Source organism: Afipia sp. GW822-FHT03D08 (assembly GCF_058801645.1).
In genome coordinates this window covers 560,858-586,296 of the sequence record NZ_JBXANK010000001.1, presented here as the reverse complement: position 1 = coordinate 586,296, position 25,439 = coordinate 560,858, and the positions used below count along the sequence as shown (strand labels likewise).

Here is a 25,439-nt window from a genome sequence, read left to right as displayed (position 1 = left end):
AAGAGACGCGAGCAACCAATATTCTAGTACGGCTTTGGTTCACAAGTTCGCAAACACGTCTTGCTGCGAACATATTGCGGCCTTGTGAACCGCCGCACTAACCTACACCCAGCGCTTTGAGCTTCCGATGTAGCGCAGAACGTTCCATGCCCACGAACTCTGCCGTGCGCGAAATGTTGCCCGAGAAGCGGCTGATCTGCGCAATCAAGTAGTCGCGCTCGAACACCTCGCGGGCCTCGCGCAGAGGCAGGCCCATGATGTGCTCGCCGTTGTTACCTGTGGGCATGGCCGGGATCATCGAGCCGACATCCTGCGGCAGCATGTCGGCGGTGATCGCAGCATCAGGGTCACCACCCGCCAGGATCATTACGCGCTCGACGTTGTTCCGTAATTGCCGGACGTTGCCCGGCCAGACATGCGATTGCAGAACAGCCATCGCATCCTCCCCGATCCGCCGTTTCGGCAGACCGGTCGCGGACGAAATCTGGTCCATGAAGTACTCGACAAGGTCGGGAATATCCTCACGGCGCTCCGAGAGCGGCGGTACTCGGATCGGAACGACCGACAGGCGATGGTAAAGATCTTCGCGGAATTTTCCCTCGGCGATCTCTGCTTCGAGGTTGCGCGCCGTCGACGACACGATACGAACGTCAACGCTGACCTTGGTGGTGCCGCCTGCCCGCTGGAACGTTTGATCGACCAGCACGCGCAAAATCCTGTTCTGGGTTTCGCGCGGCATATCGGCGATCTCGTCGATGAACAACGTGCCGCCGTGAGCCTCCTCGAGCGCACCGGGCTTGCGGCCGGTTTCACCGTCGGACAATTCAACCCCGAACAATTCGACTTCCATCCGCTCCGGCGTGATCGCGGCAGCATTGATGACAACGAAAGGCCCATCCGCGCGGCTGGACATCGCGTGCAACGTACGCGCAGCAAGCTCCTTGCCGCCCCCCGACGGGCCGACGATCATGATGCGGCTGTTGGCCTTGGCCGCGCGTTCAATGGTCTGACGTAACTGGTTCATGCAGGGAGAGCGGCCGATCAGCGTTCCCGACGATGGCGCGTGCTGCTTGAGTTCGCGGACTTCGCGCTTGAGGCGTGACGTTTCCAGCGCGCGGTTGGCGACCAAAATCAACCGATCAGCCTTGAAGGGCTTTTCGATGAAATCGTATGCGCCGCGCTTGATCGCCGCGACCGCCGTTTCGATGTTGCCGTGCCCCGAAATCATCACCACCGGAACTTCAGGATGGTTCAGCTTGATCTGCTCGAGCAATTGCAGACCATCCAGCTTGCTGCCTTGAAGCCAGATGTCGAGGAAAATCAGGTTCGGCCGGCGGCTCGAAATTTCCGCCAGAGCAGTATCGCTGTCACGCGCGGTGCGCGTCTTGAAACCCTCGTCGTCGAGAATGCCCGCGACGAGATCCCGAATATCTGCTTCGTCATCGACGATCAAAATGTCATTCGCCATGAATCACGCCCGCTCTATCAATCGCCGGTTACGGCTTCTGTTTTTGTTTCATGTGGTTCTCCGGCACCGGGGTCTTTCGCCTGGCCGGAGATAGAAAATCTCATTCGCACCCACGCGCCCCGCGCACCAGGGCGAAGCGCAGATGCGTCGTTTAGTTCGATACGTCCGCCGTGATCTTCGAGAACACGGCCCACAATCGCGAGACCGAGACCGGTGCCTTTCTCGCGAGTGGTGACATATGGCTCAAGCAGCCGCGCGCGGCTTTCTTTAGGCAGCCCGATTCCGTTGTCGAGAATATCAATCACGATATCGTCGTTTTCGCGCGCCGCGATGACATCGATGTGTCCACGCTGGATCTCTCCAGGAGGAACCGCAGCAATGGCTTCGGTCGCGTTCTTGATAATATTGGTCAGCCCTTGCGAAATCAGCCGCCGGTCGAACTTCGCATGCATCGGCTCCTGCTTGATATCGACGTCGATATCGATATCGGGATAACCGACACGCATCAGGAAGACCGTCTGACGGACAGTGTCCGCAACATCCTCGCCCTCAATGACGGGCTTTGGCATACGCGCGAACTTCGAGAACTCATCCACCATTCTGCGAATATCATCGACCTGACGGATGATGGTGTCGGTGCACTGATCGAAAATAGGCCGGTCTTCCGTGATGACCTTGCCGAACTTGCGGCGAATGCGTTCGGCGGACAGTTGAATCGGGGTCAGTGGATTTTTGATCTCGTGCGCGATGCGGCGGGCGACGTCCGCCCACGCCGAGGTCCGCTGCGCCGTCACCAGCTCGGTAATGTCGTCAAGCGTGATGATATAGCTTTCGTTCGACTGCCCGGTTTGTTCGGAACTGACGCGCACGGAAAGGTTTCGCTCGACACTGTCGCGGCTGATTTCGATCTGCCCCTGCAACAGCCGTTGTGCACTGCTGCGCGCCGTCGACATCAGTTCGTCAAGTTCCGGCACGATCTCGGACAATGGCTTACCCATCACCTCCGATTCCGAGTGTCCGATCAGTTTTTCCGCCGAACGGTTGAGAACGGCGATCTTGCCAGCGCCATCGACGCCGATGATGCCCGCGCTCGCCGATGAAAGAACCGCTTCGATAAACCGTCGGCGACTGTCGATAAGACCACTGGCATTCACGAGGTCATCACGCTGGGTGCGCAACTCCTGCGTCATCTTGTTGAAGGTTTCGCCAAGGTTGGCGAGGTCGCCCTCGGATTTGATGACCGGGACCTGAACATGGAGATCGCCGGTAGAGACGAGATTGGCCGCGCTCATCAGCCGGCGGATCGGCGCAACCAGCCAGTTGGCGAAATTCAGGCCGATCAGTACTGATGACATCAGAACCGTCAGCGCGATCACGGTGAACATCAGCGCGAAGGCGACCTGAATTCCGAGACGCCGCGATTCGAGCTCGGCGTATTCCTTCACACTCGCTTGGGTCTGCTGCAACTGCGCAACGACGCGCGGATCGAGAATGCGTGCCACGTAAAGAAAGCTGTCCTGAAACGCGCGCAGGCGAATGACCGCGGCGACGTAGTTCTGTTCGATAAAGACGGCGATCTGAGGCTCATCCTCGGTGACGTTCTTCAGAAAATCCGCGGCGGGGGTCTGGAAATCCTGCCGGATACCGGTCGCTGCCGTTTCAAGGATGTTGCGATCCTTGTCGATGATCATGGCGCCGGGCAGATTGCGGGAGGTCGCGCTCGACGTCAGTACGCTGCGGAAAGTCTGACGATCCTGATCGTAAAGGGGCCGCGCGCGTGCGATATCGTTCGACATGCCGATGATATCGCCGCGAATGAGCTGCGCGTGCTCGTAGACGTAGGCGTTGGCGACGATCAGCGAGTTCTCGATCACCGCACGGGTGCGCACCGAGAACAGCCGGTCGAGGCCGCGGTCGATGGTGACATTGGCCACGATCGAAACCAGCACTGCAGGCAAAACTGCGATCACCGAAAACAGACTGACGATCTGGACATGCAGGCGCGCAGCGGCGCGGCCACGGCGGCGAGCCTGAACGACCTGCCAGACCTCGCGGGCGATGATCGCCAGCAGCAGCAGGATCGTGGCGCCATTAATCAGGAGGAAGGTGACGACGATTTCGTGGGTCGGTGCGATCGGGGTCAGTCCGGTCAGCACCACGAAGGTCAGGAATGCCGAGAGGAGCGCCAGGCCGACGGCGAACGGAGCCAATAGCCGGTGCCATGGCCGGCTGTGAGGCTCGGCGACGGATGGGTCGAGGGTTTGGGCCGACGCCTCTGCTGCTGTCATGCGGGGATCGTGTCAGGCCAATTTTGCCGGTACGAGGCGGGGTGCCCCGACCAGTGATGCAATCATATCACAATGTTGCTGAATTGCGACATTTCCTAGGCGCAGGTCCGTGACGAATTGCGCCTTCAATTGCTTCTAAGCTGGACGGTACGCTTCCGCCTGTCCCTCCGTCACCGGAATGCCACTCGGTGGCAAACCGGGATCGGAACGGACGCGCTGTCAAAACGGGCCCGGCGAAGCCACAAACGGGTCCTAGCCGCCGCTGCGGTAGACCTGAATATCGAGGTCCCGAATCTTCTTGCGGAGGGTATTCCGGTTCAATCCAAGGAGGTCCGCCGCCCTGATCTGGTTTCCCCGATTCGCCGCCAGCGCGGCCGTGAGCAACGGGACTTCGATTTCCTTCAGGATCCGATGGTAGAGCCCCGGCGGCGGCAGCCCGTTCGGGAAGCCGGCGAAGTGCGACGCAAGGTACATCTCCACCGCGCCTCCGAGGTTGTCCACGCTCTGCGGCATGCTGCCGCCTGACACCACGGCAGGGGGGGCCAGTTCGCCCTCGATCACCGAGCCCGTAATGACATCCTGCGGATAGAGCGCGGCAAGGCGGCGTGCGAGGTTTTCAAGCTCGCGCACGTTGCCCGGCCAGCGATGCTGCTTCAGCCGCTCCAGCGCCTGCGCATCGAGCTTCTTGGGCGGCAAGCCATCCTTTTCCGCCAGCGCAAAGAAGTGCCGGATCAGATCGGGCAGATCCTCAATCCGCTCGCGCAGCGGCGGCAGCCGCAGCGGAACGACGTTGAGGCGGAAGAACAGATCTTCGCGGAACAGGCCCTGCTGAATGAGAATGCGCAGGTCCTTGTTGCTGGCGGCGACGATCCGCACATCGGTCTTGATCGGCGTGCGCCCGCCAACCGTCGTGTATTCGCCCTGCTGCAGCACACGCAGCAAGCGGGTCTGTGCTTCCATCGGCATATCGCCGATTTCGTCGAGGAACAGCGTCCCGCCTTCGGCCTGCTCGAACCGGCCGGTCGCGCGGGCATTCGCCCCGGTGAATGCGCCGCGCTCGTGTCCGAACAATTCGGACTCGATCAGATCGCGCGGAATGGCGGCCATGTTCACGGCAACGAACGGGCCGTTGCGGCGCTTGCCGTAATCATGCAGCGCGCGTGCGACCAGTTCCTTGCCGGTGCCGGACTCACCGGAGATCATCACCGTCAAATCGGTCTGCATCAGACGCGCGAGGACACGGTAGATTTCCTGCATCGCCGGCGAGCGTCCGACAAGCGGAATCGAATCGAACTCGCCCTCGTCCTTCACAGCCGCCGGGCGCTCCTTCGGCTCCGACAGCGCGCGGCCAACGATCGCAATCAGTTCCTTGAGATCGAACGGCTTCGGCAGATATTCGTAGGCGCCGCGCTCCGAGGCCCTGATTGCTGTCATGAAAGTGTTCTGCGCACTCATGACAATGACCGGGAGGTTCGGGCGCATCTTCTTGATCCGCGGCAGCAGATCGAACGCATTCTCATCGGGCATCACGACGTCGGTGATGACCAGATCGCCCTCACCCTGGCTCACCCAACGCCAAAGCGTGGCGGCATTGCCTGTCAGCCGCACCTCATATCCGGCGCGGGACAGCGCCTGATTGAGAACGGTACGGATGGCGGTGTCGTCGTCAGCGACAAGTATGCTACCTGCGGGCATTGTTATTTATTCCTCATCTGCGGTCTGTGAGGCATGCGAGAGCGTTCCCGGGCGCCCGTCGCTATTGCTGTGGTTGGGATTGTTGTTTTTGGTTGGATTGAACATCGGCAGCAGCACGCGAAAAACCGTTTTTCGCGGCTGGGATTCACATTCGATAATGCCGCCATGATCGTTGACGATCTTGGCGACGAGCGCGAGGCCGAGACCGCTGCCGGTCGGCTTGGTGGTCACGAACGGATCGAACAGATTTGGCAACAGATCGTCCGGCACGCCGGGTCCATTATCTTTCACGCAAAATTCCAGCGGCAACGACACACGTGACTTCTTGCCAGGCACCGAGAGACGCACACCCGGCCGGAATGCCGTGGTCAACTGAATTTCACCATCGGTCCCGAGATCAGCGACGGCCTCGGCCGCATTCTTCACGAGATTCAGGAATACCTGAATCAGTTGATCCTGATTGGCCAGCACAGGCGGCAATGACGGATCATACTCCTCGACGAACTTGATATTGCGCGCGAAGCCGGACTGGGCGAGCCGCTTCACATGATCGAATACCGAATGGATGTTCACCGGACCGCGCGCCACGGGGCGCTCATCGCCGAACACCTCCATGCGATCGACAAGCGTCACAATGCGATCCGCCTCGTCACAGATCAGGCGTGTCAGCGTACGGTCTTCCGGCGAAGCTGCCTGTTCGAGCAATTGCGCGGCACCGCGAATGCCCGACAGCGGGTTTTTGATTTCATGCGCCAGCATCGCGGCCAGCGCGATCACCGAGCGGGCGGCGCTGCGATGAGTCAACTGCCGGTCCATCTTGTCGGCGATGGTGCGTTCCTGAAGCATCACCACGATATGGCCGGGGTGCTCGCTGAGCGGTGCGACATGGAGATCGACCTGACGATCGCCGCCGATGCGAGGCGTGCCAAGATCGACTTTGTATTCGTTTACAGCCGAGCCGGTACGGCGCACCTGATCGATCAGCGCGAGCAGCGGGCTGCCGAATGGCACCAGTTCGCGCAACATCTGACGCTGCAAATGCGGGATCGACGTTTCAAAGAACGATTCCGCTGCAATATTCGCATCCAGTATCTTGCCGTCCGGCGCGACAAGCATCACCGGATTCGGGAGCGCGTTCAGAATCGCATCGCTGTTAGCGAGTTGCGGAACGCGTCGTTCAGCGGCGTTGCTCATGCAGCAGCGCTCCAGGAAAACTCGCCAAAGGCATCCTGAAGGGAGCGGCGAACGTGAGCTGGATCGGTAGCTGTCAGGATGGTCTGGCGCCAACGCTTGAGCACGTCCGCGGATGCGGCGCTGCCCTTCGCAGCAACATCGAGTGCCCAGCCCAGATGCTTACGCGCATGACGCGAACCGATGCGCGATCCGTAATGATCAACGACTTGATCGTAGAGTTTGCAGACGTGATCCAGTTGCTCGCGGAGGTGCGGTACCGATTCTGCTGCGCCGCCATCGAGACGGCGTGCGATCTGTCCCGGCAACCATGGCTGACCCTGCGCTCCCCGCCCGATCATCACGGCGTCTGCGCCGGACGCTTCGAGCGCGATCGCAGCCTGCTCAAACGAGGTGATGTCGCCATTGACGACCACAGGCACTGTGACCGCGTCCTTGACCGGCCGCACGGCGGTCCAGTCGGCGCTTCCCTTGTAGAACTGACAGCGGGTGCGCCCGTGCACGGTAATCATCTTGACGCCCGCCGCTTCGGCGCGGCGCGCCAGCTCCGGAGCATTGAGCGACTTGTCATCCCAGCCCAGCCGCATCTTCAACGTCACCGGGACGCTGACAGCGGATACCGTGGCGTCGATGAGACGAAGCGCGTGATCAAGATCGCGCATCAGCGCTGAGCCGGACTGGCCGCCCGTGACATGCCGCGCGGGACAGCCCATGTTGATATCGATGATGTCTGCACCGGCGGCTTCCGCGATCTTCGCGCCTTCGGTCATCCAGTGGGTTTCACAGCCGGCGAGCTGAACGACGTGCGGGCCGATACCGGCCGCCTCGCAACGAAGAACCGACATTGGGCGGCCTCGCGCGAGATCGTCGCTGGCAGTCATTTCCGAGACGACAAGACCGGCCCCAAGCTCGGCAGCGATGCGCCGGAAGGGAGCATCGGTGATGCCGGACATCGGTGCGAGAAGGACGCGATTTGCGACCTCGATATCGCCAATGGTCAGTGTTGGCTGACGTACCGGACCCATACCGATCACTGTTCTTTTCGTTTTTTGCCGAACCCCGCCTCGTTGCGGAGATCACACAGCTTAATTTCTAAGCATACTGAAAGCATGCCTACACTTTAGCCAATTCCGGCAGGCTTGCAAGTGCGGCGCAACAATTCTTCCAAATTCTTCACAGGGTTGCGGAATCATGCTGTTCCCCGCCCGAATATGGTAAGTGCAGCACCCAAAGCTGCCAACAACGGGCTCAGCCACCCTGCTCTGACGGTCGTCAAATATTCATGCCAAACCAAAAACGGACTGCCGCCATTATCGTCGCTGCCGGCCGCGGACTTCGCGCCGGGACCGGAGGCCCCAAGCAATACCGATCAATCGGCGGCAAAACCGTCCTTTCGAGGGCGATGGAGCCATTTTGTACCCATCCGGACGTTTTTGCCGTTCAGCCGGTCCGCAATCCGGATGACGCCGATATTTTCGATCAGGCGGTTAGCCATCTCAAATATCAGACGCCGGTGAATGGCGGCGCGACGCGGCAAGCGTCCGTTCGTGCCGGACTCGAGGCGCTCGCAAGCGAGGCGCCGGATATCGTTCTCATTCACGACGCCGCGCGCGCCTTCGTCACCGACAAGGTGATCTCGCGCGCGATCGATGCGGCGCTGATCACGGGTGCAGCGATTCCCGTCGTCCCGGTGACCGATACCATCAAGGTCGTCGATGCAACCGGCGCCATCCAGGCGACACCGGATCGTGCGAATTTGCGAATCGCGCAAACACCGCAGGCGTTTCGATTCGACACCATTCTCGATGCCCATCGGCGCGCCGCGCGCGAGGGGCGCGACGATTTCACCGACGACGCGGCGATCGCTGAATGGGCGGGATTGACCGTCGCAACATTTGAAGGTGATGCTGCCAACATGAAGCTGACCACACCGGAAGACTTCGCACGCGAGGAAGCGCGCCTTGGCGCCATGCTGGGCGATATCCGCACCGGCACTGGCTACGACGTCCATGCGCTCACCGACGGCGACCATCTGATGCTGTGCGGCGTTCCCGTGCCGTTCAATCGCGGCTTTCTCGCCCATTCCGACGGCGACGTCGGACTGCATGCGATTGTCGACGCGATCCTCGGCGCACTGGCCGACGGCGACATCGGTTCGCACTTCCCGCCAAGCGATCCGAAATGGAAGGGTGCGGCCTCAGACCAGTTCCTTAAACATGCGGTCGGCCTCGTGCATCAGCGCGGCGGAAGGATCGCACATCTCGAAGTGACGATGATTTGCGAAGCGCCAAAGATCGGCCCGCTGCGCGATGCGATGCGTGCGAAGATCGCCGAGATCACCGGGCTTCCACAGTCACGCGTGGCCGTGAAGGCAACGACAAGCGAGCGGCTCGGTTTCACCGGCCGCCAGGAGGGCATCGCCGCAACGGCGGCCGCAACGATCCGCCTTCCGTGGGATGAAAGCGGGAGCAACTGACATGAGCGGCAGCACCATCCGCGCCCTCTCCCGCTCGCTGCTGGATCTGTGCCGGATGCGCAAGCTGACCATTGCGACCGCAGAGTCCTGCACAGGCGGTCTCGTCGCTGCGGCACTCACCGAAATTCCCGGCTCTTCCGACGTCGTCGATCGCGGTTTCATCACCTATTCCAACGAAGCCAAGCACGCGATGCTCGGCGTCGAGACCTCGACGCTGGAAACATTCGGCGCCGTCAGCAAGGAAACCGCGACCGCCATGGCATTTGGCGCACTTGAACATGCCGATGTCGATCTGGCGGTTTCGATCACAGGCATCGCGGGCCCCGGCGGCGCAACGCCTGGAAAACCCGTCGGGCTGGTGTATCTGGCGGTCGCGGCACGCGATGGCCGTATTGCCCACAAGGAATGCCGCTTCGGCGCGGTCGGCCGCAGCAATGTCCGCGAGCAGTCAGTGGTCGAAGCGCTGAAAATGCTGACTGAGATGGCCCGCGGACCACAGCCTCCGATCAAGAAGCGGCCACGCGCGGCGGCCCATAGACCGCATCCGCGCGTTTCTCGAACGCCGCGGCGAAGCGCTGGAAAGCGGCGTCGAACATCGCGCCCATCAGCACCGCGAGCATCCGACTCTTGAATTCATAGGCGATAAAGAAGCCGACATCGCAGGCATTTTCGGACTTCGCCTCGAAGGTCCAGCGGTTCTCAAGCTTGCTGAACGGACCCTGCAAGTACTCGACAAGGATTTTCAGGTTCGGCTTGTCCAGCGTCACGCGGCTGGTGAAGGTCTCACGGACCACCTGAAACGACACCGTCATATCGGCCACAATGACTTCGGTTCCGTCCGGCTTTTGCGTGCGCTGGCGGACCTTCAGCGCCTGACACATCGGCACGAATTCGGGATAGCGTTCGACGTCCGCGACGAGATCGAACATCTTCTCCGCGCTATGGCGAACGCGGCGCTTGTTGGAAAACTGCGGCATCGAAAACCAACGGTGGCGGTCTAAGGTTGTTGACGGTTGTGTACCGTCATTGCGAGGAGCGTAAGCGACGAAGCAATCCATATCTTTTGTGGTAAAGGATGGATGGCTTCGCTCGCAATGACGATTGAATCTTAGCGGTTGGCCGCGTCGCGCGCCGCCTGCAGTTTGGCGAAATCCTCGCCGGCGTGATGTGACGAACGCGTCAGCGGACTCGCCGACACCATCAGGAAGCCCTTGGTGTAGGCGACCTTCTCATAGCCGCCGAATTCATCCGGCGTCACGTAACGCATCACCGCATGATGCTTGAGGCTCGGTTGCAGATATTGCCCGATGGTGAGGAAATCGACATCCGCCGAGCGCAGGTCGTCCATCACCTGCAGCACTTCGTGCCTCTCCTCGCCAAGACCGACCATAATGCCGGACTTGGTGAAGATGGTCGGGTCCATTTCCTTGACCCGCTGCAACAGCCGGATCGAATGGAAGTAACGCGCGCCGGGACGCACGGTCAGATAGCGCGACGGCACGGTTTCCAGATTGTGGTTGAACACGTCGGGCTTGGCGGCGACCACCTGCTCCAGCGCGCCCTCTTTGCGGAGAAAGTCCGGCGTCAGGATTTCGATGGTCGTGGTCGGACAGCTCGCGCGAATGGCGCGGATGGTTTTCGCAAAGTGATCTGCGCCGCCGTCGGCGAGATCGTCGCGGTCCACCGAGGTGATAACGACATGGTTCAGGCCGAGTTTCGATACGGCCAGCGCCACATGCTCCGGCTCTGACGCGTCGAGCGCGCCGGGCATTCCCGTCTTGACGTTGCAGAAGGCACAGGCGCGGGTGCAGGTGTCACCCATGATCATGAAGGTGGCGTGCTTCTTGTCCCAGCACTCGCCGATGTTCGGGCAGCCCGCCTCCTCGCACACCGTGACGAGGCCGTTTTCCTTGACGATGTTGCGGGTGTTGGCATAGCCGCGCGAATTCGGCGCGCGCACGCGAATCCAGTCGGGCTTGGCCGGCGACTTGGCGTCGGGCCGGTTGACCTTCTCCGGATGACGTGGGCGCACCTGATTTGGCGACACCGTATCGATCAAAGTGACCATGAAAAGCCCGCGATTTCCTTAGACTTACCTAAGCCCGCCAATGTCTTGGCGCAAGCCGCCCGCATCGTGCTACCTTGGAATGACTATCACGTTTCCAACCGGTCCTGCATGGCCCTGCGCGCCTATCCCCTGCCCATAAATGGCTGACCTACAGTCCCAAGCCCCTGTCGGACGGCTGCTGACGCGTAAATTCTTCGCGCGCAGCGTCCATGACGTGGCATCCGACCTGATCGGCGCAACGCTGCTGGTGGACGGCGTCGGCGGAATTATTGTCGAGGTCGAGGCCTATCACCACACCGAGCCTGCGGCGCACTCCTTCAATGGGCCGACGCCGCGCAACATGGTGATGTTCGGCCCTCCGGGTTTTCTCTACGTCTACCGCTCCTACGGCATCCACTGGTGCATGAATTTCGTCTGCGAGAAGGAAGGCTCCGCCAGCGCGGTGCTGGTCCGCGCGATCGAGCCGACCCATGGCATCCCGGCGATGCGGCGGCGGCGCGGATTGCACGACGAACGAATGCTGTCTTCGGGCCCCGGCAAACTCTGTGAGGCGATGGCGGTGACCGGCAAGCACAACGGCCTCGCCCTCGATACGCCCCCGATTGCGATTTACGCACGCACGCGCAAGCCGGAGATCGTCAGCGGCATCCGCATCGGCATCACCAAGGCGGTGGAACTGCCGTGGCGCTATGGCCTGAAGGGCTCGAAATTCATGAGCCAGCCGTTTCCGGCATAAGGCGAAATGGTGACGAACTTCGCCGCAAATGGCGGAATGGTGACGTAGCGGCGGCGCTTGGAGATTTTGGCTATTTGCCTCGCGGCAACATCGCGATCGGACAGCTCGTGCACTTGTTATGCGTCGCCTGCATAACCAAAAAAGCGCGACAGCCTCACCAAAGAGCATCCATCAAAACGCAGGCAGCCGAGCCATGCGCTCCTGGCTGGACTCAAATCCACCAGCAGCCGTTCAGGCCCGGCGTGTCGAGAAGTCTGTTCTCAGCGTGAAGAAAATGAGCGGCAACATCCACACCGCGATCGGGACAAACGCAAACGCAGCATTGCCGGTGATATCCCACACGACGCCGCCGAGAACCGAGATCGTCATCGCAAGGCCATAGCCCATCGTGAAGATCCCCGCCGACATTCGCGGCACATCGTCCGGTGCAACCAGCAGTGCGGGCAATGCGAGCACGAGAGTGAGTGTGATGGCGCAGGCAAAGCCGATCATCGCCGCCGATCCGATCAGACTCCACGCGTGTCCGGACACCAGAATGCCGGCGATACCTGCAATCCCGAGCGCAGCCGCAGAGAGCAAGGGCCATTTCCTGCGCTCCCATCGGCTCGCCATGACCAGCAGAAGAAATGACGCGGGCAACTGGCCGACATTCAGCGCTGTGAGCGCCGGGCCGATCAGGTCGGTGCGATCCGTGTGCAGCAGGTAACCGGGAAGAAAAGCATTGGTGCAGAAGTAGAGCTGGTTGGGCGCGCTCATGATGAGGCCCAGCTTCCAGAGCAACGGATCGCGCCAGTCCGGCATCCAGAGACGATGGCGCGAGACTGGCGCATCCTTTCCGCCCGGCTGAAACAGGAAAATGATGAGCGCAATCGCGACCAGCGGAATCGACCAGAGCACCAGACTCGCGCGCCAGCTTCCGGCGAGAAGCGGTACGATGAAAGCCGCGAGCATGACCGGGAAGATTTCGCCGCACAGAAGGCCATTGGTATAGACCGCCGTTGCGAAGCCGATCCGGTCCGGCACCCACTGACGCACGATCGGCGGAAGTGACGGCTGCATCACCGCGATCCCCGCCGCCATGATGATCGTCGTGATGTAGAGCAACCATGGATCGGATGCGAAACCGCGCAGCGCCGAACCCGCTGCCGCGATCAGAAGTCCGATGATCAGCGCAGGCACGGCGCCGACGCGCGCGATCAGCAGCGAGCCCGGCACGGCGACCACCGCGAACAGGAAAACCGGAATCGCATTCAGGATTCCGACTTCCGTGCCGGACAGCTTCAGATCCAGAATGATGAGCGCCAGCACCGGCGGCACGGCAAGGATCGTCAGCCGCAGGCCGTTTCCCGCGAGCCAGAGGAGAAGCAGCGCGTTGAACGAGGATGACCGCTGCAAGGTCATTCCGCGCCCTTGAGCCGCTCCAGCGCTTCGAGGATTTTCGTCTTGCGGCTTTCCGCTTCCTCGCGCTTCTCGCGCTGTTCGTCGATGACTTCTTCCGGCGCGTTGGCGACGAACTTCTCGTTGCCGAGCTTGGCGTCGACGCGCTGGATGTCAGCGTTGGCTTTCGCAAGTTCCTTGTCGAGACGAACCTTCTCGGCGCCAAGATCGATCACGCCCTTCAGCGGAATCGCAGCCACCTCGCCGCGCACCAGCAACTGCACGGAGCCGTCCGGCGCACGATCCGCAAACGAAATATCGCCGAGCCGCGCAAGGCGCTTCATCACATCGCTCCAGCGCTCCGCACGCGCCTTGATGTCGGCGGATGCGCCGACCAGCACCAGCGGGAACAGCGTTGCCGGCGGAATATTCATTTCCGCGCGCATCGAGCGGATCGCCGAGATCAATTCGATCAGCCAGCCGATTTCGGCTTCGGCGGCGGGATCGCTGAAGGGTGCAGCTTCCGGTGCAGGCATGACCACGACCGGCATCGCCAGCGGATCGGCGGAGATCGCAGGTTCAATGATCGTTTCCGCCGACGCCTTGAGCGGCCATTCGGCGAGCGCCAACAGCCCATCACGCTGCGCCGTCACGCCCCAAAGCTCCTCGGTGAGGAACGGCATGAACGGATGCAGCAGCTTGAGGATTTCGTCGCGCGCCCAGGCGATGCTGGCCTGTGTCTCGGCTTTCGCCGGCGAGTCCGCGCCCATCAGCACGGGCTTGGCGAGTTCAAGATACCAGTCGCAGTAAATGTTCCAGACGAAGCGGTACATGATGCCCGCCGCGTCGTTGAACCGATAGGCCTGAATGGCTTCGGTGACTTCGCGCGTGGCGCGCGCGGTCTCGTGCGCGATCCAGCGGTTGAGCGTTTCCTTCGTCTTCGCCGGATCGAAGCCGTCAGCCAGCGCGCAGCCGTTCATCTCGGCAAAGCGCGACGCGTTCCAGAGCTTGGTCGCGAAGTTGCGATAGCCTTCGACGCGCTGGGTCGAGAGCTTGATGTCGCGGCCCTGCGCCGCCATCGCCGCCAGCGTGAAACGCAGCGCGTCGGCGCCGTAATCGTCGATCAGATGCAGCGGATCGATGACGTTGCCTTTCGACTTCGACATCTTGGCGCCCTTCTCGTCGCGGACGAGGGCGTGGATGTAGACGGTCGGGAATGGCACGTCCTTCATGAAGTGCATGCCCATCATCATCATCCGGGCGACCCAGAAGAAAATGATGTCGAAACCCGTGACGAGAACGTTGGTCGGGTAGTAGCGCTTCACATCGACGTCGGTGTCGGGCCAGCCGAGCGTCGAGAATGGCCACAACGCCGATGAGAACCAGGTGTCCAGCACATCTTCGTCGCGCGTGATGAAGCCCTCACGCTTGGCCGGATCGAGCGCCATGTCATGGCCCTGCTCCGCGGTGATGACCTCCTGCTCGACGTAATAGCCAAGCGCCTTGCCGACCGCTTCGTCCTCGGTCTCGGCGACGAACACCTTGCCGTCCGGGCCGTACCACGCGGGAATCTGATGACCCCACCAGAGCTGGCGCGAGATGCACCACGGCTGGATGTTCTCCATCCACTCGAAGTAGGTCTTCTCCCAGTTCTTCGGCACGAACGCGGTCTCGCCGCTGCGCACCGCTGCAATCGCAGGCGCTGCCAGCGTCTTGGCGTCGACGTACCACTGGTCGGTGAGATACGGCTCGATGACAACGCCGGAGCGGTCGCCGTGCGGCACCATGTGGGTGTTCGGTTCGATCTTCTCCAGGAAGCCCGCCTCTTCCAGCTTCGCGACAATCAGCTTGCGCGCGGCGAAGCGATCCTTGCCGTCGAGTTCTTCGGCAAAGATCAGCGCGGCTTCGGGAAGACCGCGCAGGTAATCCTCGTTGCCCGAGAGCGACATGCGCGCTTCCTGATCGAGCACGCTGATCGACGGAAGGTTGTGACGGCGGCCGACCTCGAAGTCGTTGAAGTCGTGCGCCGGGGTGATCTTCACCGCGCCCGATCCCTTCTCGGGATCGGAGTAATCGTCGGCGACGATCGGAATGAGACGGCCGACCAGTGGCAGCACGGCGTGCTTGCCGACCAGATGCCTGTAGCGCTCGTCATCGGGATTCACGGCGACAGCCGTGTCGCCAAGCATGGTTTCAGGCCGCGTGGTCGCGACCACGATGAACGTGGACGCGTCCTCGGGATTGAACTCCTTGCCTTCCAGCGGATAGCGCAGATGCCAGAGGCTGCCCTTGACCTCTATCTGCTGCACTTCGAGATCGGAGATCGCGGTCAGCAGCTTCGGGTCCCAGTTGACCAGACGCTTGTCCTTGTAGATCAGGCCCTGCGCGTAGAGTTCGACGAACACCTTGGCGACCGCGCGTGACAGGCCCTCGTCCATGGTGAAGCGTTCGCGCGACCAGTCGCACGATGCACCGAGGCGCTTGAGTTGGTTAACGATGGTGCCGCCGGATTCCGCCTTCCACTGCCACACGCGCTCGAGGAATTTCGCACGGCCCATGTCGCGGCGGCCCGGCTCCTGCCGCTCCATCAGTTGGCGTTCCACCACCATCTGCGTGGCGATGCCCGCGTGGTCCGTTCCCGGCTGCCACAGCACGTCGCGGCCGCGCATCCGCTCGAACCGGCACAGGATGTCCTGCAGCGTGTTGTTGAGCGCGTGGCCCATATGCAGCGAGCCGGTGACGTTCGGCGGCGGAATGACGATCGTGAACGGCTCGGCGTCGCGCCGCTCCGGCCGCCCGGCCTTGAACGCGCCGGCGTCTTCCCACGCCTTCGCGATGCGGTTTTCGATTTCGGCGGGCTGGTAGTTTTTCTCGATCATCACACTGCAATCAAAAAGGTTGTAACGCACGCGAAGGCGACAGCCCGGAGCGACATTATCGTAACGGCGGGACCGTCATCCTGAGGTGCGAGTTCTTGCGAGCCTCGAAGGATGACGGCGCATACCAATGCCGCCCTTCGAGGCCTCCGCTTCGCTGCGGCACCTCAGGGTGACGGCGCGCCACGAGCCGATGCTAGCCATCGCGCCCTAGAAAGCCCCCGGCGCGGCTCAAGTCAACCACTCGGAATATGGAGGATTTAGGCCTGAATCGCCGAAATCACCGGCCGCGGGAGACCCGCTCGATCTCGGCCTTGACGATCCGCTCCACCAGATTGGGCAGATTGTCGTCCAGCCAGGATTTCAGCATCGGACGGAGCATCTCCTTAACGAGATCCTCGAGGGTCCGGGCATTGTTGCTGAGAACGGTATTCGCCAGCGCGTTGAACGCGGACTCGACCGCCGAGACCGTCGATCCCGACAGAATCTGCTGCGTCGGCATCTCACGCTGCGGCTGCGCCCGTTCGGTGAATGAAGGCGCTTCCATGACAGGCGAGCGTTGTTGGGGTGCTTGAACCATCGGCGACTCGGTGAACTCCAGATCGTCCTCGGGCTCGATCTTGTTGAATGAAGGTGGCGGTTCGGGCACGGCCATCTGTTCGGTCAATTCGAACACATCGGCGTCCTCTTCGGGCTCCGGCTCGGCGGCTTTCGCCGGGGCAGCGGGCGCATCGAAGCTTGCCATCATCGCATCGATTTCGGCCTGGCTGTTCTTTGCCACCGGCGCCGGTGCGGGCGCAGGAGCAGCCGCGGGCTTGGGCGCGATCCTGGATGGCGGAATGCCGGTCATCACGGGACGCGCCGGCGCGGGCCGCGACATCTCCGCTTTGGGAACCTCCGTTTTCTGAGGCGCAGCAGGCGCGGCTGCGGGAGCAGCGGCAGCCGGAGCAGCTCCCGCTGCCGGCTTGGCCTCGTCATCGGAGATGATGCGCCTGATCGACGCGAGAATCTCCTCCATTGAGGGCTCCTGCGCCTTTGCCGGTTGCGACATCTCGGACTCCACCCCATCGGCTGCAAGGTTCACCCGAGGGACCTGCAATAGCCGCACACCAACGTCACGAATCGCTTTGCGATCCTTCAGAACGGTATGTCATGGCAACAATTGATTGCAAGCAACGGGCGACGAACTCGGCCGGTTGATCACAGCGCTGATGAGAGACGGTTAACCGGCGTCGCGGCGAAACTGAGTCAGGCATCCGCGCCCGTCCCGTACATGGGATCGCGACGCGAATGCCGATTCAAGCTAGCGCAAGTTAGCGGCCGTCAGGTGTCCGGACGCCGAACCAGCTATCGCGAACCTGATGATAGTGGACGCCTGCATCGTAGACGTTGGTGGCGAGTTTCAGAACGGTCGGCGACAAACGTCCGATAGAGTTCAGCACGCTGTAGGACGCGACGACGCGATCGTGCTGCGCCGTGACGAGCGCGACACGCGCGTTGACCAGCGCCTGCTGCGCGTTGAGGACGTCGAGTGTCGTGCGCTGCCCGACCCTCGCCTCTTCGCGAACGCCGTTCAGGGCGATTTCAGATGCCGTCACCTGCGCCTGCGCTGACTGCACCTGCGCCTTGCCGGCAACGAGCTGGCCCCATGCCTGCGCCACGGTGGCACGGGTCTGGTCGCGAACCTGTTCGAGGTTGAGGCGCTGCTGCGCCAGCGTTTCTTTCGACTGGCGGATCAGTGAGTATTCGGCGCCGCCCTGATAGACCGGCACGGTCAACTGGGCGACGGCGGATGCACCGAACGCCTTATAGGTCGACATCGTGCTCTCGTAGGACTGCTGCACGCTGCCTTGAAGAGTGACGACCGGGAACAGCGCACCTTCGCTGACCTTCACCTGAAGGAAGCTCACGTCGATGCCGTACATCGCGGCGGTGACGTTCGGATTTTCGAGAAGGCTGAGATCGACCGCACCCGCCAGCGTGGGCGGCAGGAAACGATCGACGGGCGATCCAGCCGCAAGGTTGGAAGGCTCGTTGCCGATGATGCGGCGGAAGTTCGCGCGCGTCGTCGTCAGATTCGATTCTGCCGTCAGAAGCTGCGTGCGGCCTGCGGCGAGCTGGGCTTCGGACTGCGCGACGTCGGTGCGTGTGACTTCGCCGACATTGAAGCGATCGCGAGTCTGTTTGAGCGTCTGTTCGAGCACACGGACGTTGCTCTTCTGCACCTCGACGATCGCCGAATCGCGAAGGTAATCCATGTAGACGGTCGCCGCCGAGAACAGCACGGTCTGTTCGAGCACGCGCAAGCCTTCGCGCGCAGCCGAGACCTGACTTTCAGCGGCGCGGGTGCGGTTGCCGGTCTGGCCGCCGTTATACAGCGTCTGGCTGAGGGTCGCACCGACCGAGCGCGGCGCATTCACGCCGCGAAGCCCGATTTCGCTGAGCCGGCCGCCGATCTGCGTGTTGGTCTGCGTTTCGGTGTACTGCGTTCCCGCGCTGGCGGTCACCGCGACACGCGGGCGATAACCCGACAGGGCCTGCGGCACGCTTTCGTCCGTCGCCCGGACCGATGCGCGCTGCGCGTTCAATTGTGGATTGTTCTGATAGGCACGAACCAGCGCGGCCTCGATCGTGTCAGCCATGACCGGGACCGTCATGACCGGGCACAGTAGAAGCGTCGCCAGGGCGACACCCGCACTGAGTTTCTTCCGATATTTAGCTTGCATCACTTCTATCCCCAAACCGGCTCTACACTCGCCATCAGGGCGCGCGAAAACCGGGTAGCTGAGTCGCCTGTGCCCGTACCGCGTCAGTCTATGCATCGGTTCATCTTGGTGAAACCCCGGCGCAGGCACTCACTGCCGAAACAGTGAGGATGGGACATTGCTGCCACACTGTCTCAGTCCTAGGAAAACAACCCTAGAAGACGCGCGCCGAAAGCTAGAATGTGAAGGCTGGACGACGTTCCAGGCCGGTCAAAACCGGCGCGGTTGCGTCAAAAAGGACCCGGCTGCCGAAATCGGCCGGAGACCGGGCGATCAATGTGGCACGCGGGGGCTGGCTGGTCGCGAACACGCCCACCAGCCGCCCACCCATCTTCAACTGCTCGTACAGCTTGTGAGGTTCCACTTCCGTGGCGCCGTCCAAGACGATGACATCGTAGGGCGCGTGGGCCCTGTCGCCCTCGGCCGGCTCTGCCGTGCTGACGGTCACATTGGCGAGGCCCAGATCGGCAAGATTTCTCGCCGCTGCATTGGCGAGCGCCGGATCGGGCTCGGTGGCAAAGACCTGTGCCGCGAGGTGCGCCACGACCGCCGCCGAATAGCCGGTGGCGCAGCCGACCACCAGGACGCGGTCGGTTTCGGAGATCGTCGCCGCCTGGAGCATTTTAGCGAGAACTGCCGGCTTGATGAGGCAGCGCTTCGGCTGACCGTCCGCCGCGACATCAATATCGAGATCCAGATAGGCGGTCAGGCGCTTGCTCTGCGGCACGAAATTCTCTCGCGGCACGGCAAGCATCGCATCGATGATCCGCAGATCGGTCACATCGCTCGGCCGCACCTGACAGTCGACCATATACTGCCGAGAGGTCGTGAAATCAGACATGGGATAGCCTCAAGACAGGAACATCGAATGGATCATCGGCCAGCGGGTGTGGCCAGCGCGGCACATATTTGCTGCAAGGCCGCATGCGATGCAAGCCTGCAGGTCCGGTTCAAGTCTTGTTATGATATGCGATCGCCGTGGTAACGGCACCTGAACGGCTGAAGCGGGGCACATGACAGGCAGCGCAACGAGACACCCTCTCCGCACCCGGCTTTGCGGCCTCCCGCTGGCTGTATTGTTAATCGGCGCAGGTATCGCGCCGGCGGCGGCACAGACCCCGGCGCCCGCAGCGGTTGCGGCCTCCGATCAGCCCGCGCCGAAGCGCAAGAAAGTGGTCGAGCGCGCCGCCGCCATCATGAAGGCGCTGAGCGATTATTCGGCCAGGCGCACACAGAAACTTCCCGCCCTGGCCGATTACTACGCTGCCAAAGCCGATCTCGGAAAAATCGATGATTCCGCACCGGAGGCTCCGCGCGCGAAGAAACTCCTGGCGGCGATGCAGAAGAATGAGCGTGAATACGTCCGCAAACATGGCGCGACCAACATCAGCGCCCGGCTCGATTCGCTCGCCGAGAACGTCGAGGGCCGCAAGCAGTTCGCGGTCACGACCAGCAAGCAGATGTTGCGCAGAGGACTTGCGATGGACATCGGCACGTCCGGCGATCACGAGACGGTGCTGAACTACAAGTATTTCAAGATGGATCGGCCGACGGTCCTTAACCTTGCCCGGTCCGGGAATATCTTCAACAAGGCACGCGATCTCGGATTTCGCTCGGTGGTTTTCACCAATGGACGCTTGACCTGGACCTACGACGTGGCGGCGAACACATTCAAATGAAGCGCGACCAGACACCATCTGCGGGCAAACCCGCGCCGGGCTCCGAACAGGGAGACCTCTCTGCGAGCAGACTGTCGACGATGCGGCGGCAGATGGACGAGTTCGACGATCTGCCGTCCGAAGTCCGCGCGGCCCTGATGTCGGCGAACGAACCGAGCGACCAGATGATCGACGTTCTGTGCACGATGAACCGGAGCGGCTTTCCCGTCGCGGACCTCATGAAGGTGATCGCGGCCAGCAACGCCAAGAGCGGATCGTAGAGAGCGAATCTTGGAGAGCGGATCGTAAAGGACCGCTACTATCGCCGAATTCACCATCAGAAGCGGATTTGGGTGCCAAATGGCTGCAATGGACCCGTTCCACCACGGGACGATTGCATAAGCGCCTGCGCCCTTGTAACTAGTCCGGCCTGTGAGGCCACGTGGCGGAGTGGTTACGCAACGGTCTGCAAAACCGTGTACACCAGTTCAATTCTGGTCGTGGCCTCCAATATTTCAACGACTTACCAGACAATTCTCTTTCTGATTGTTACCCCTCAGGCATGACGCCGGGGCGGTGACTTATTCATCGGAATCTTCCGCCAGGGCATCTCCCGCGAAGGATTACGGTCGAACGATCCCCGCCGAAGTCGTGCGGAGGAACGACGCCGCATCGAAGATGATGCCTGCGAAGCCCGGCCCGGGATTTCCATTGGGCGGCACCCAAACTTGCCTCGGCATTGTGCTTAACGCGTCACAGACGCCGCCAGCCCGAACCGCTATCGTCGGTATTATTTTATTCAGATTTTTATCAAGGATATTGCAAATGAAGACGCTGGCTTTCGCTATCGGCCTTTCAATTTTGAGCACCGGCGCTTCATTAGCAGCCGATTTGCCCGTGAAAGCCGTGAAGGCAGACCCCGTCCCCGTATACACTTGGAGCGGCATCTATGGCGGCGTCAACGCCGGCTACGAGTGGACCCAACTCGATTGGGCCTACTACAACCTGCCGGGACAAACGCTCGCCCGTAAACCTGAAGGCGGCCAGGTTGGCGCCCACGTCGGCGCTCAGTATCAGTGGAGGCAGTTCGTCTTTGGCGTCGAGGCGCAGTGGCAAACGCAGCCGATGACAGGTGTCGGTCCGGATGCTCCCGTTTTTGCACCGGCCTTCGATGCTTACATGTCACTTTCTCAGCTGTTCATGGTCGGCCCCCGCGTGGGCTGGGTTTTCAGCCCCCAGTGGCTGGCTTACGGTACCGGCGGCTATGCACGAGGTACTGTTAGCACCGCCTTCTATGCGAGAGGTTTTCCCAACATCCCTGCATTGATCGAGAAGCGTCCTGACGGCTGGTTTGCCGGCGGCGGGATCGACTATCTGATCACAAACTGGCTCTACGCAGGCGTCGAATATCGTCACATTGAATTCGACACCGACCTGTACAAGACGACCAACATTCCGGCCGTCGGTTCGGCGCGCTACGTTTCGGCCAAGGCGGATCTTGTTCAGTTCCGGCTTGGCTTCAAGTTCTCGGGGCTTGAACCCGGAAAGTACTGATAGAAAAGCCATAAGGCTCCAACCGCCGAGATTTTTCGGCGATTGGCGCTTTGCGAGACTTTATGCTTTGCAAGACTCGGGGCCTTTGTTATATGCGGCCCCATTGCTGCTTCAGCAGTATTCCTCGGTAGCTCAGCGGTAGAGCATTCGACTGTTAATCGAATGGTCGCTGGTTCGAATCCAGCCCGGGGAGCCAATCAAATCAATCACTTATCAGCCTGCCTCCGTCCCGCAACTTGCGCGGGATCGCCTGCGTATATAGCTCAGTCCTGTGACGGGCTGCGGGGCGCTCCCGGAATGGAACAGGCAGGTTGAACGTGAGCGCAGAAGCAAGGGCCGAACTCGACCGTCATTTCGACTGGATCGCAGCACGGCTTCCCGAAAAAGGCGCCCGCTTCGTCCGCTGGCTGCGCGAACCGGGCTCGGGATGGGTCCGCATTCCGCTCGCCCTGCTGCTGGTCGTCGGCGGCATCTTCAGCTTCCTTCCCATTCTGGGTCTCTGGATGCTGCCGCTTGGCCTGTTGCTGATCGCCCAGGATGTGCCGTTCCTTCAACTGCCGCTCGCCAACGCGCTCGGCTGGATCGAGCGGAAATGGATGGGCCGGAAAGCCTGAGCGCCGCGCGTCGTGGAAAGCCGCGAATGAGCACACCCCTCGACATTATCGTTCCGGTTCTGATGGGCGCAGCGCTGCTGTGGTGGATCGGCCGCGGCATGGGCGGACGGTCGATGCTGATCGCGACCGCAGTGACCTTGGCAGTGATCGTGGGCGTGCTGCTGATCCAGAACGCGGGATGGCGCTGAGCCGCCCGCGTGCGATATGACAAAAATGTCGCAACTGCCCGGCCATGTAATCCGTACGGGTTCCCGGTGCTTGCCCCTGAAACCTTCGTTGGTAACAATCCTCAAATGTTACCGCTGGGGGCCGAGTCGATGGGAATCTCTGGTAAGGCCGGACAATCCGGAAAAACCGCATCCGTCATCGGAGCGTTTTTCCTCGGCGCCGCGGCCAGCCTCGCAACGGTGGCGGGCGCATCGGCAGCCGACCTGCCGGTCAAGGCCAAGCCCGTCCAGTATGTGAAGATCTGCTCGCTCTATGGCGCGGGCTATTACTACATCCCCGGCACCGACACCTGCATCAAGCTCAGTGGCTACATGCGGGCCGACTGGAGCATCAACGGCGGCAACTACAACAGGCCCGGCTGGGATCAGACGAACGCCGAAGGCACCAAGTCGCGCGACCGCGACTACTTCGTGACCCGTACGCGCACCGAATTTCAGATCGATACCCGCACCCAGACCGAATACGGCGTGGTGCGCACCTACATGAATCCGCGCTTCCAGTTCGATTCCGGCGCGCTGCCGGAAACCGGCGTGCTGACGCTGGACTACGGCTTCATTCAGTTCGCCGGCTTCACCTTTGGCAAGGCCGTGTCGATTTTCCAGACACCGTGGGGCGCGACCGGCGCCAACACGCTGACGTCGTTCATGCTCGGCGGCTACGACAACGTTAATGGCATCACGCAGGTGGCCTACACCTGGCAGTTCGGCAACGGCGTGTCGGCCTCGGTCGCGGTCGAAGACAACCGCGTCATCAATCGCGCGCAACTGCTCAATGCCAGCCTGACGCAGCCGGCGACCAGCGCATTCAACGGCGCCTTCACCAATTCCTACGGCGGGAATGTCACGCCTGATTTCGTCGGCAACATCCGGGTCGACCAGACCGCTTTCACCGCGCAGCTCTCGGGCGGCGTGCATAACATCCGCGCCAACTACTATGCCGGCCCCGGAGGGATCACGCCGGTCGAACCGAACGGACATCCAAGCGATGCATGGGGCTTTGCCGTGCTCGGCGGCCTGCAACTGAAGAACCTGCCGACTGGCCCCGGCGACAAGTTTTCGATCGATGCATCCTATGTGAATGGGGCCTCCAAGTATCTGATCGGCGGCGTGACCGGAACCGCCTTCGATGCGTTTGGCGGCGGCACGCCCAACTTCGCGGGCAGCTATCAGACCATGGCGGTGCTCTCGTTGACGGACGGCGTCTACACCACCGGCAGCAAGATCGAGAAGACTTCGGGGTGGGGAGTCCGGGCCGCTTTCGTGCACAACTGGTCGCCAACATGGGAGACCGGAATCGTCGGCACCTATTCCCGCATCGAATACAATACGAACGGCGCGGCGGCATTCTGTGCCGCCTTCACGGCCCTGTCGCCGAAGCTGAACGGTTATTCCTGTAATCCCAACTTCAGCATCTGGCAGGTCGGCCAGCGCACGGCATGGACTCCGGTCAAAAACCTGACCTTCTCGGCCGAGGTGCTCTACTCCTACCTCGATCAGTCGCATACCGGCTCGCAGGCCTTGACCAATCCCGGCCAATTGACCGGCACCTTCAAGCCGACGGGTGTCTATGACTTCAAGGATCAGGGTGTCTGGTCCGGTCTGCTCGGCGTCCGCCGCACGTTCTGACCGGTGGCCGCATTTAAAAAACGCCGCCGCTTACGGCGGCGTTTTTTATGACTGCAGCGATTTCTTGCCGCGACGGTTTTCCGGGCGCCGGAAGTCACGCTTCTTCGGCTTCGGTGCGAGCTCCGGCATGGTCGCTTGCACCGCGCGATACTGCGTCAGCATCCGCTGGAACGTCGCATTGAGTTCGGTTTCGATCTCGGCGCGTCCTTCCAGCCTGCTAAGAACCATTCCCGCGGCCTCGATGGTCGACAGGCCGTCGCGCCGCGGCTCCTTGCGCAGCTTGCCATAGAGCGACGGTTGCGCCGGCCCGAGAATGATGCGCCGGCATTTCAGCATCCAGGCATTGCGCCACCACAGCGCCTTGGCCTGACTCCATGTGCCGTCGAGCAGCACCACGCCCTCGATGTCTTTCAGAATCTGGCGCTGATGGTCCTCGATCTCGCCCTTGCGGTCGATCGCAACGACATCCCGATCGGTTGCAAGGTCTGCGACCTTCGCCGACCCGAGATAGAGGATGGCCCAGTCCTGCGGATCGACGGAGCGGCCCAACGCCTTCGACAGGCTCGGCCAGGACAATCCGATCTTGTGGGTCACCTTCTCGAAATGTTGCGCGGTCAGCCGCGCGGTGCCAAGCGCCCTGTCCTGCTCCTGCGGATGCTGCAGGATCAGCAGTTCGATCCGGTTGCGGATCGGAGTGACGCTGTCGCAGATGCACAGCGGCAACGGTTTGCCGCAGCGGGTGCACTCTTCGATCTCTTCGGACGCATCGGCGCCCGGCTTGGCTTTGGCGGCTTTTGACATGGGTCCGGCTATACGCTGC

The 25,439-nt window shown here is 61.7% G+C and carries 21 protein-coding genes, 2 tRNA genes and 1 pseudogene; 11 read left to right on the top strand and 13 right to left on the bottom strand.

The window, feature by feature from the left end; genetic code table 11:
- Positions 1-97: 97 nt before the first annotated feature.
- The 5 genes from ntrX to dusB form a co-directional block, all read right to left on the bottom strand.
- Entirely contained in the window at positions 98-1,468 is a 1,371-nt protein-coding gene (gene ntrX / locus AC1RM7_RS02780; RefSeq protein WP_006020544.1) for a nitrogen assimilation response regulator NtrX, read from the bottom strand.
- Between the two features lie 17 nt (positions 1,469-1,485).
- Positions 1,486-3,756 carry a sensor histidine kinase NtrY-like gene (locus AC1RM7_RS02775; protein WP_024919246.1) on the bottom strand — a complete coding sequence of 757 codons (2,271 nt, stop codon included), beginning with the start codon at positions 3,754-3,756 and terminating at the stop codon, positions 1,486-1,488.
- A gap of 252 nt (positions 3,757-4,008) precedes the next feature.
- On the bottom strand, positions 4,009-5,451 hold the full coding sequence (ntrC, locus tag AC1RM7_RS02770) for a nitrogen regulation protein NR(I) (protein ID WP_006020542.1): 1,443 nt from the start codon (positions 5,449-5,451) through the stop codon (positions 4,009-4,011).
- 6 nt (positions 5,452-5,457) lie between these two features.
- Complete coding sequence (locus tag AC1RM7_RS02765; RefSeq protein ID WP_024919245.1) at positions 5,458-6,645, bottom strand: two-component system sensor histidine kinase NtrB; 1,188 nt, start codon at positions 6,643-6,645, stop codon at positions 5,458-5,460.
- Positions 6,642-7,667, bottom strand: a complete 1,026-nt coding sequence (dusB, locus tag AC1RM7_RS02760; protein WP_051472475.1) for a tRNA dihydrouridine synthase DusB — start codon at positions 7,665-7,667, stop codon at positions 6,642-6,644. The genes AC1RM7_RS02765 and dusB overlap by 4 nt, the downstream gene beginning before the upstream one ends.
- Positions 7,668-7,924: 257 nt before the next feature.
- On the opposite strand from dusB, the gene AC1RM7_RS02755 reads away from it, so the two are divergent.
- Both AC1RM7_RS02755 and AC1RM7_RS02750 read left to right on the top strand, forming a co-directional pair.
- Positions 7,925-9,118, top strand: a complete 1,194-nt coding sequence (locus AC1RM7_RS02755) for a bifunctional 2-C-methyl-D-erythritol 4-phosphate cytidylyltransferase/2-C-methyl-D-erythritol 2,4-cyclodiphosphate synthase (protein ID WP_024919243.1) — start codon at positions 7,925-7,927, stop codon at positions 9,116-9,118.
- Positions 9,099-9,590 (top strand): annotated as a pseudogene (locus AC1RM7_RS02750) (CinA family protein); the annotation flags it as partial. The gene AC1RM7_RS02755 and the pseudogene AC1RM7_RS02750, both read left to right, overlap by 20 nt.
- A 34-nt stretch (positions 9,591-9,624) precedes the next feature.
- Here the strand turns inward: AC1RM7_RS02750 and AC1RM7_RS02745 are convergent.
- Both AC1RM7_RS02745 and lipA read right to left on the bottom strand, forming a co-directional pair.
- Positions 9,625-10,095 (bottom strand): type II toxin-antitoxin system RatA family toxin, encoded by a 471-nt coding sequence (locus AC1RM7_RS02745; RefSeq protein WP_024919242.1) that lies wholly within the window; start codon positions 10,093-10,095, stop codon positions 9,625-9,627.
- Positions 10,096-10,226: 131 nt separating this feature from the next.
- Positions 10,227-11,186, bottom strand: a complete 960-nt coding sequence (gene lipA, locus AC1RM7_RS02740; RefSeq protein WP_006020536.1) for a lipoyl synthase — start codon at positions 11,184-11,186, stop codon at positions 10,227-10,229.
- 139 nt (positions 11,187-11,325) lie between these two features.
- Here lipA and AC1RM7_RS02735 point away from each other — a divergent pair, with 139 nt between their 5' ends.
- The gene (locus tag AC1RM7_RS02735; RefSeq protein ID WP_024919241.1) at positions 11,326-11,922 is read left to right on the top strand and encodes a DNA-3-methyladenine glycosylase; all 597 of its coding nucleotides are present in this window, start codon (positions 11,326-11,328) and stop codon (positions 11,920-11,922) included.
- Between the two features lie 231 nt (positions 11,923-12,153).
- On the opposite strand, the gene AC1RM7_RS02730 is transcribed toward AC1RM7_RS02735, so the two are convergent.
- The 5 genes from AC1RM7_RS02730 to AC1RM7_RS02710 all read right to left on the bottom strand — a co-directional run bounded on the left by AC1RM7_RS02730 (position 12,154) and on the right by AC1RM7_RS02710 (position 19,781).
- Positions 12,154-13,323 (bottom strand): MFS transporter, encoded by a 1,170-nt coding sequence (locus AC1RM7_RS02730; protein WP_024919240.1) that lies wholly within the window; start codon positions 13,321-13,323, stop codon positions 12,154-12,156.
- Complete coding sequence (locus tag AC1RM7_RS02725) at positions 13,320-16,178, bottom strand: valine--tRNA ligase (protein WP_024919239.1); 2,859 nt, start codon at positions 16,176-16,178, stop codon at positions 13,320-13,322. The genes AC1RM7_RS02730 and AC1RM7_RS02725 overlap by 4 nt, the downstream gene beginning before the upstream one ends.
- Before the next feature lie 277 nt (positions 16,179-16,455).
- Positions 16,456-17,226, bottom strand: coding sequence for a PopZ family protein (locus tag AC1RM7_RS02720; protein ID WP_024919238.1), 771 nt, complete (start codon positions 17,224-17,226; stop codon positions 16,456-16,458).
- A 262-nt stretch (positions 17,227-17,488) separates the two neighbouring features.
- Positions 17,489-18,901, bottom strand: a complete 1,413-nt coding sequence (locus AC1RM7_RS02715) for a TolC family outer membrane protein (RefSeq protein ID WP_006020531.1) — start codon at positions 18,899-18,901, stop codon at positions 17,489-17,491.
- A gap of 214 nt (positions 18,902-19,115) precedes the next feature.
- Positions 19,116-19,781, bottom strand: a complete 666-nt coding sequence (locus AC1RM7_RS02710; RefSeq protein ID WP_024919237.1) for a protein-L-isoaspartate O-methyltransferase family protein — start codon at positions 19,779-19,781, stop codon at positions 19,116-19,118.
- 172 nt (positions 19,782-19,953) lie between these two features.
- Here AC1RM7_RS02710 and AC1RM7_RS02705 point away from each other — a divergent pair, with 172 nt between their 5' ends.
- From AC1RM7_RS02705 to AC1RM7_RS02670, 8 genes are all read left to right on the top strand, one after another.
- The gene (locus AC1RM7_RS02705) at positions 19,954-20,619 is read left to right on the top strand and encodes a hypothetical protein (RefSeq protein WP_024919236.1); all 666 of its coding nucleotides are present in this window, start codon (positions 19,954-19,956) and stop codon (positions 20,617-20,619) included.
- Complete coding sequence (locus AC1RM7_RS02700; protein ID WP_006020528.1) at positions 20,616-20,879, top strand: hypothetical protein; 264 nt, start codon at positions 20,616-20,618, stop codon at positions 20,877-20,879. The genes AC1RM7_RS02705 and AC1RM7_RS02700 overlap by 4 nt, the downstream gene beginning before the upstream one ends.
- 155 nt (positions 20,880-21,034) lie before the next feature.
- Positions 21,035-21,108 (top strand) — tRNA-Cys (locus AC1RM7_RS02695).
- Between the two features lie 315 nt (positions 21,109-21,423).
- A complete protein-coding gene (locus tag AC1RM7_RS02690) occupies positions 21,424-22,152 on the top strand; it encodes an outer membrane protein (protein ID WP_024919235.1) in 729 nt (242 codons plus the stop codon).
- Between the two features lie 121 nt (positions 22,153-22,273).
- Positions 22,274-22,348: transfer RNA gene (locus AC1RM7_RS02685), tRNA-Asn, on the top strand.
- A 121-nt stretch (positions 22,349-22,469) separates the two neighbouring features.
- On the top strand, positions 22,470-22,766 hold the full coding sequence (locus AC1RM7_RS02680; protein WP_024919234.1) for a hypothetical protein: 297 nt from the start codon (positions 22,470-22,472) through the stop codon (positions 22,764-22,766).
- A gap of 26 nt (positions 22,767-22,792) precedes the next feature.
- A complete protein-coding gene (locus AC1RM7_RS02675) occupies positions 22,793-22,954 on the top strand; it encodes a hypothetical protein (RefSeq protein WP_162832190.1) in 162 nt (53 codons plus the stop codon).
- Between the two features lie 129 nt (positions 22,955-23,083).
- Entirely contained in the window at positions 23,084-24,619 is a 1,536-nt protein-coding gene (locus AC1RM7_RS02670; protein WP_024919233.1) for a porin, read from the top strand.
- A 45-nt stretch (positions 24,620-24,664) separates the two neighbouring features.
- Here the strand turns inward: AC1RM7_RS02670 and AC1RM7_RS02665 are convergent, their stop codons facing one another.
- Positions 24,665-25,420 (bottom strand): tRNA-uridine aminocarboxypropyltransferase, encoded by a 756-nt coding sequence (locus AC1RM7_RS02665; protein WP_024919232.1) that lies wholly within the window; start codon positions 25,418-25,420, stop codon positions 24,665-24,667.
- Positions 25,421-25,439: the final 19 nt, after the last annotated feature.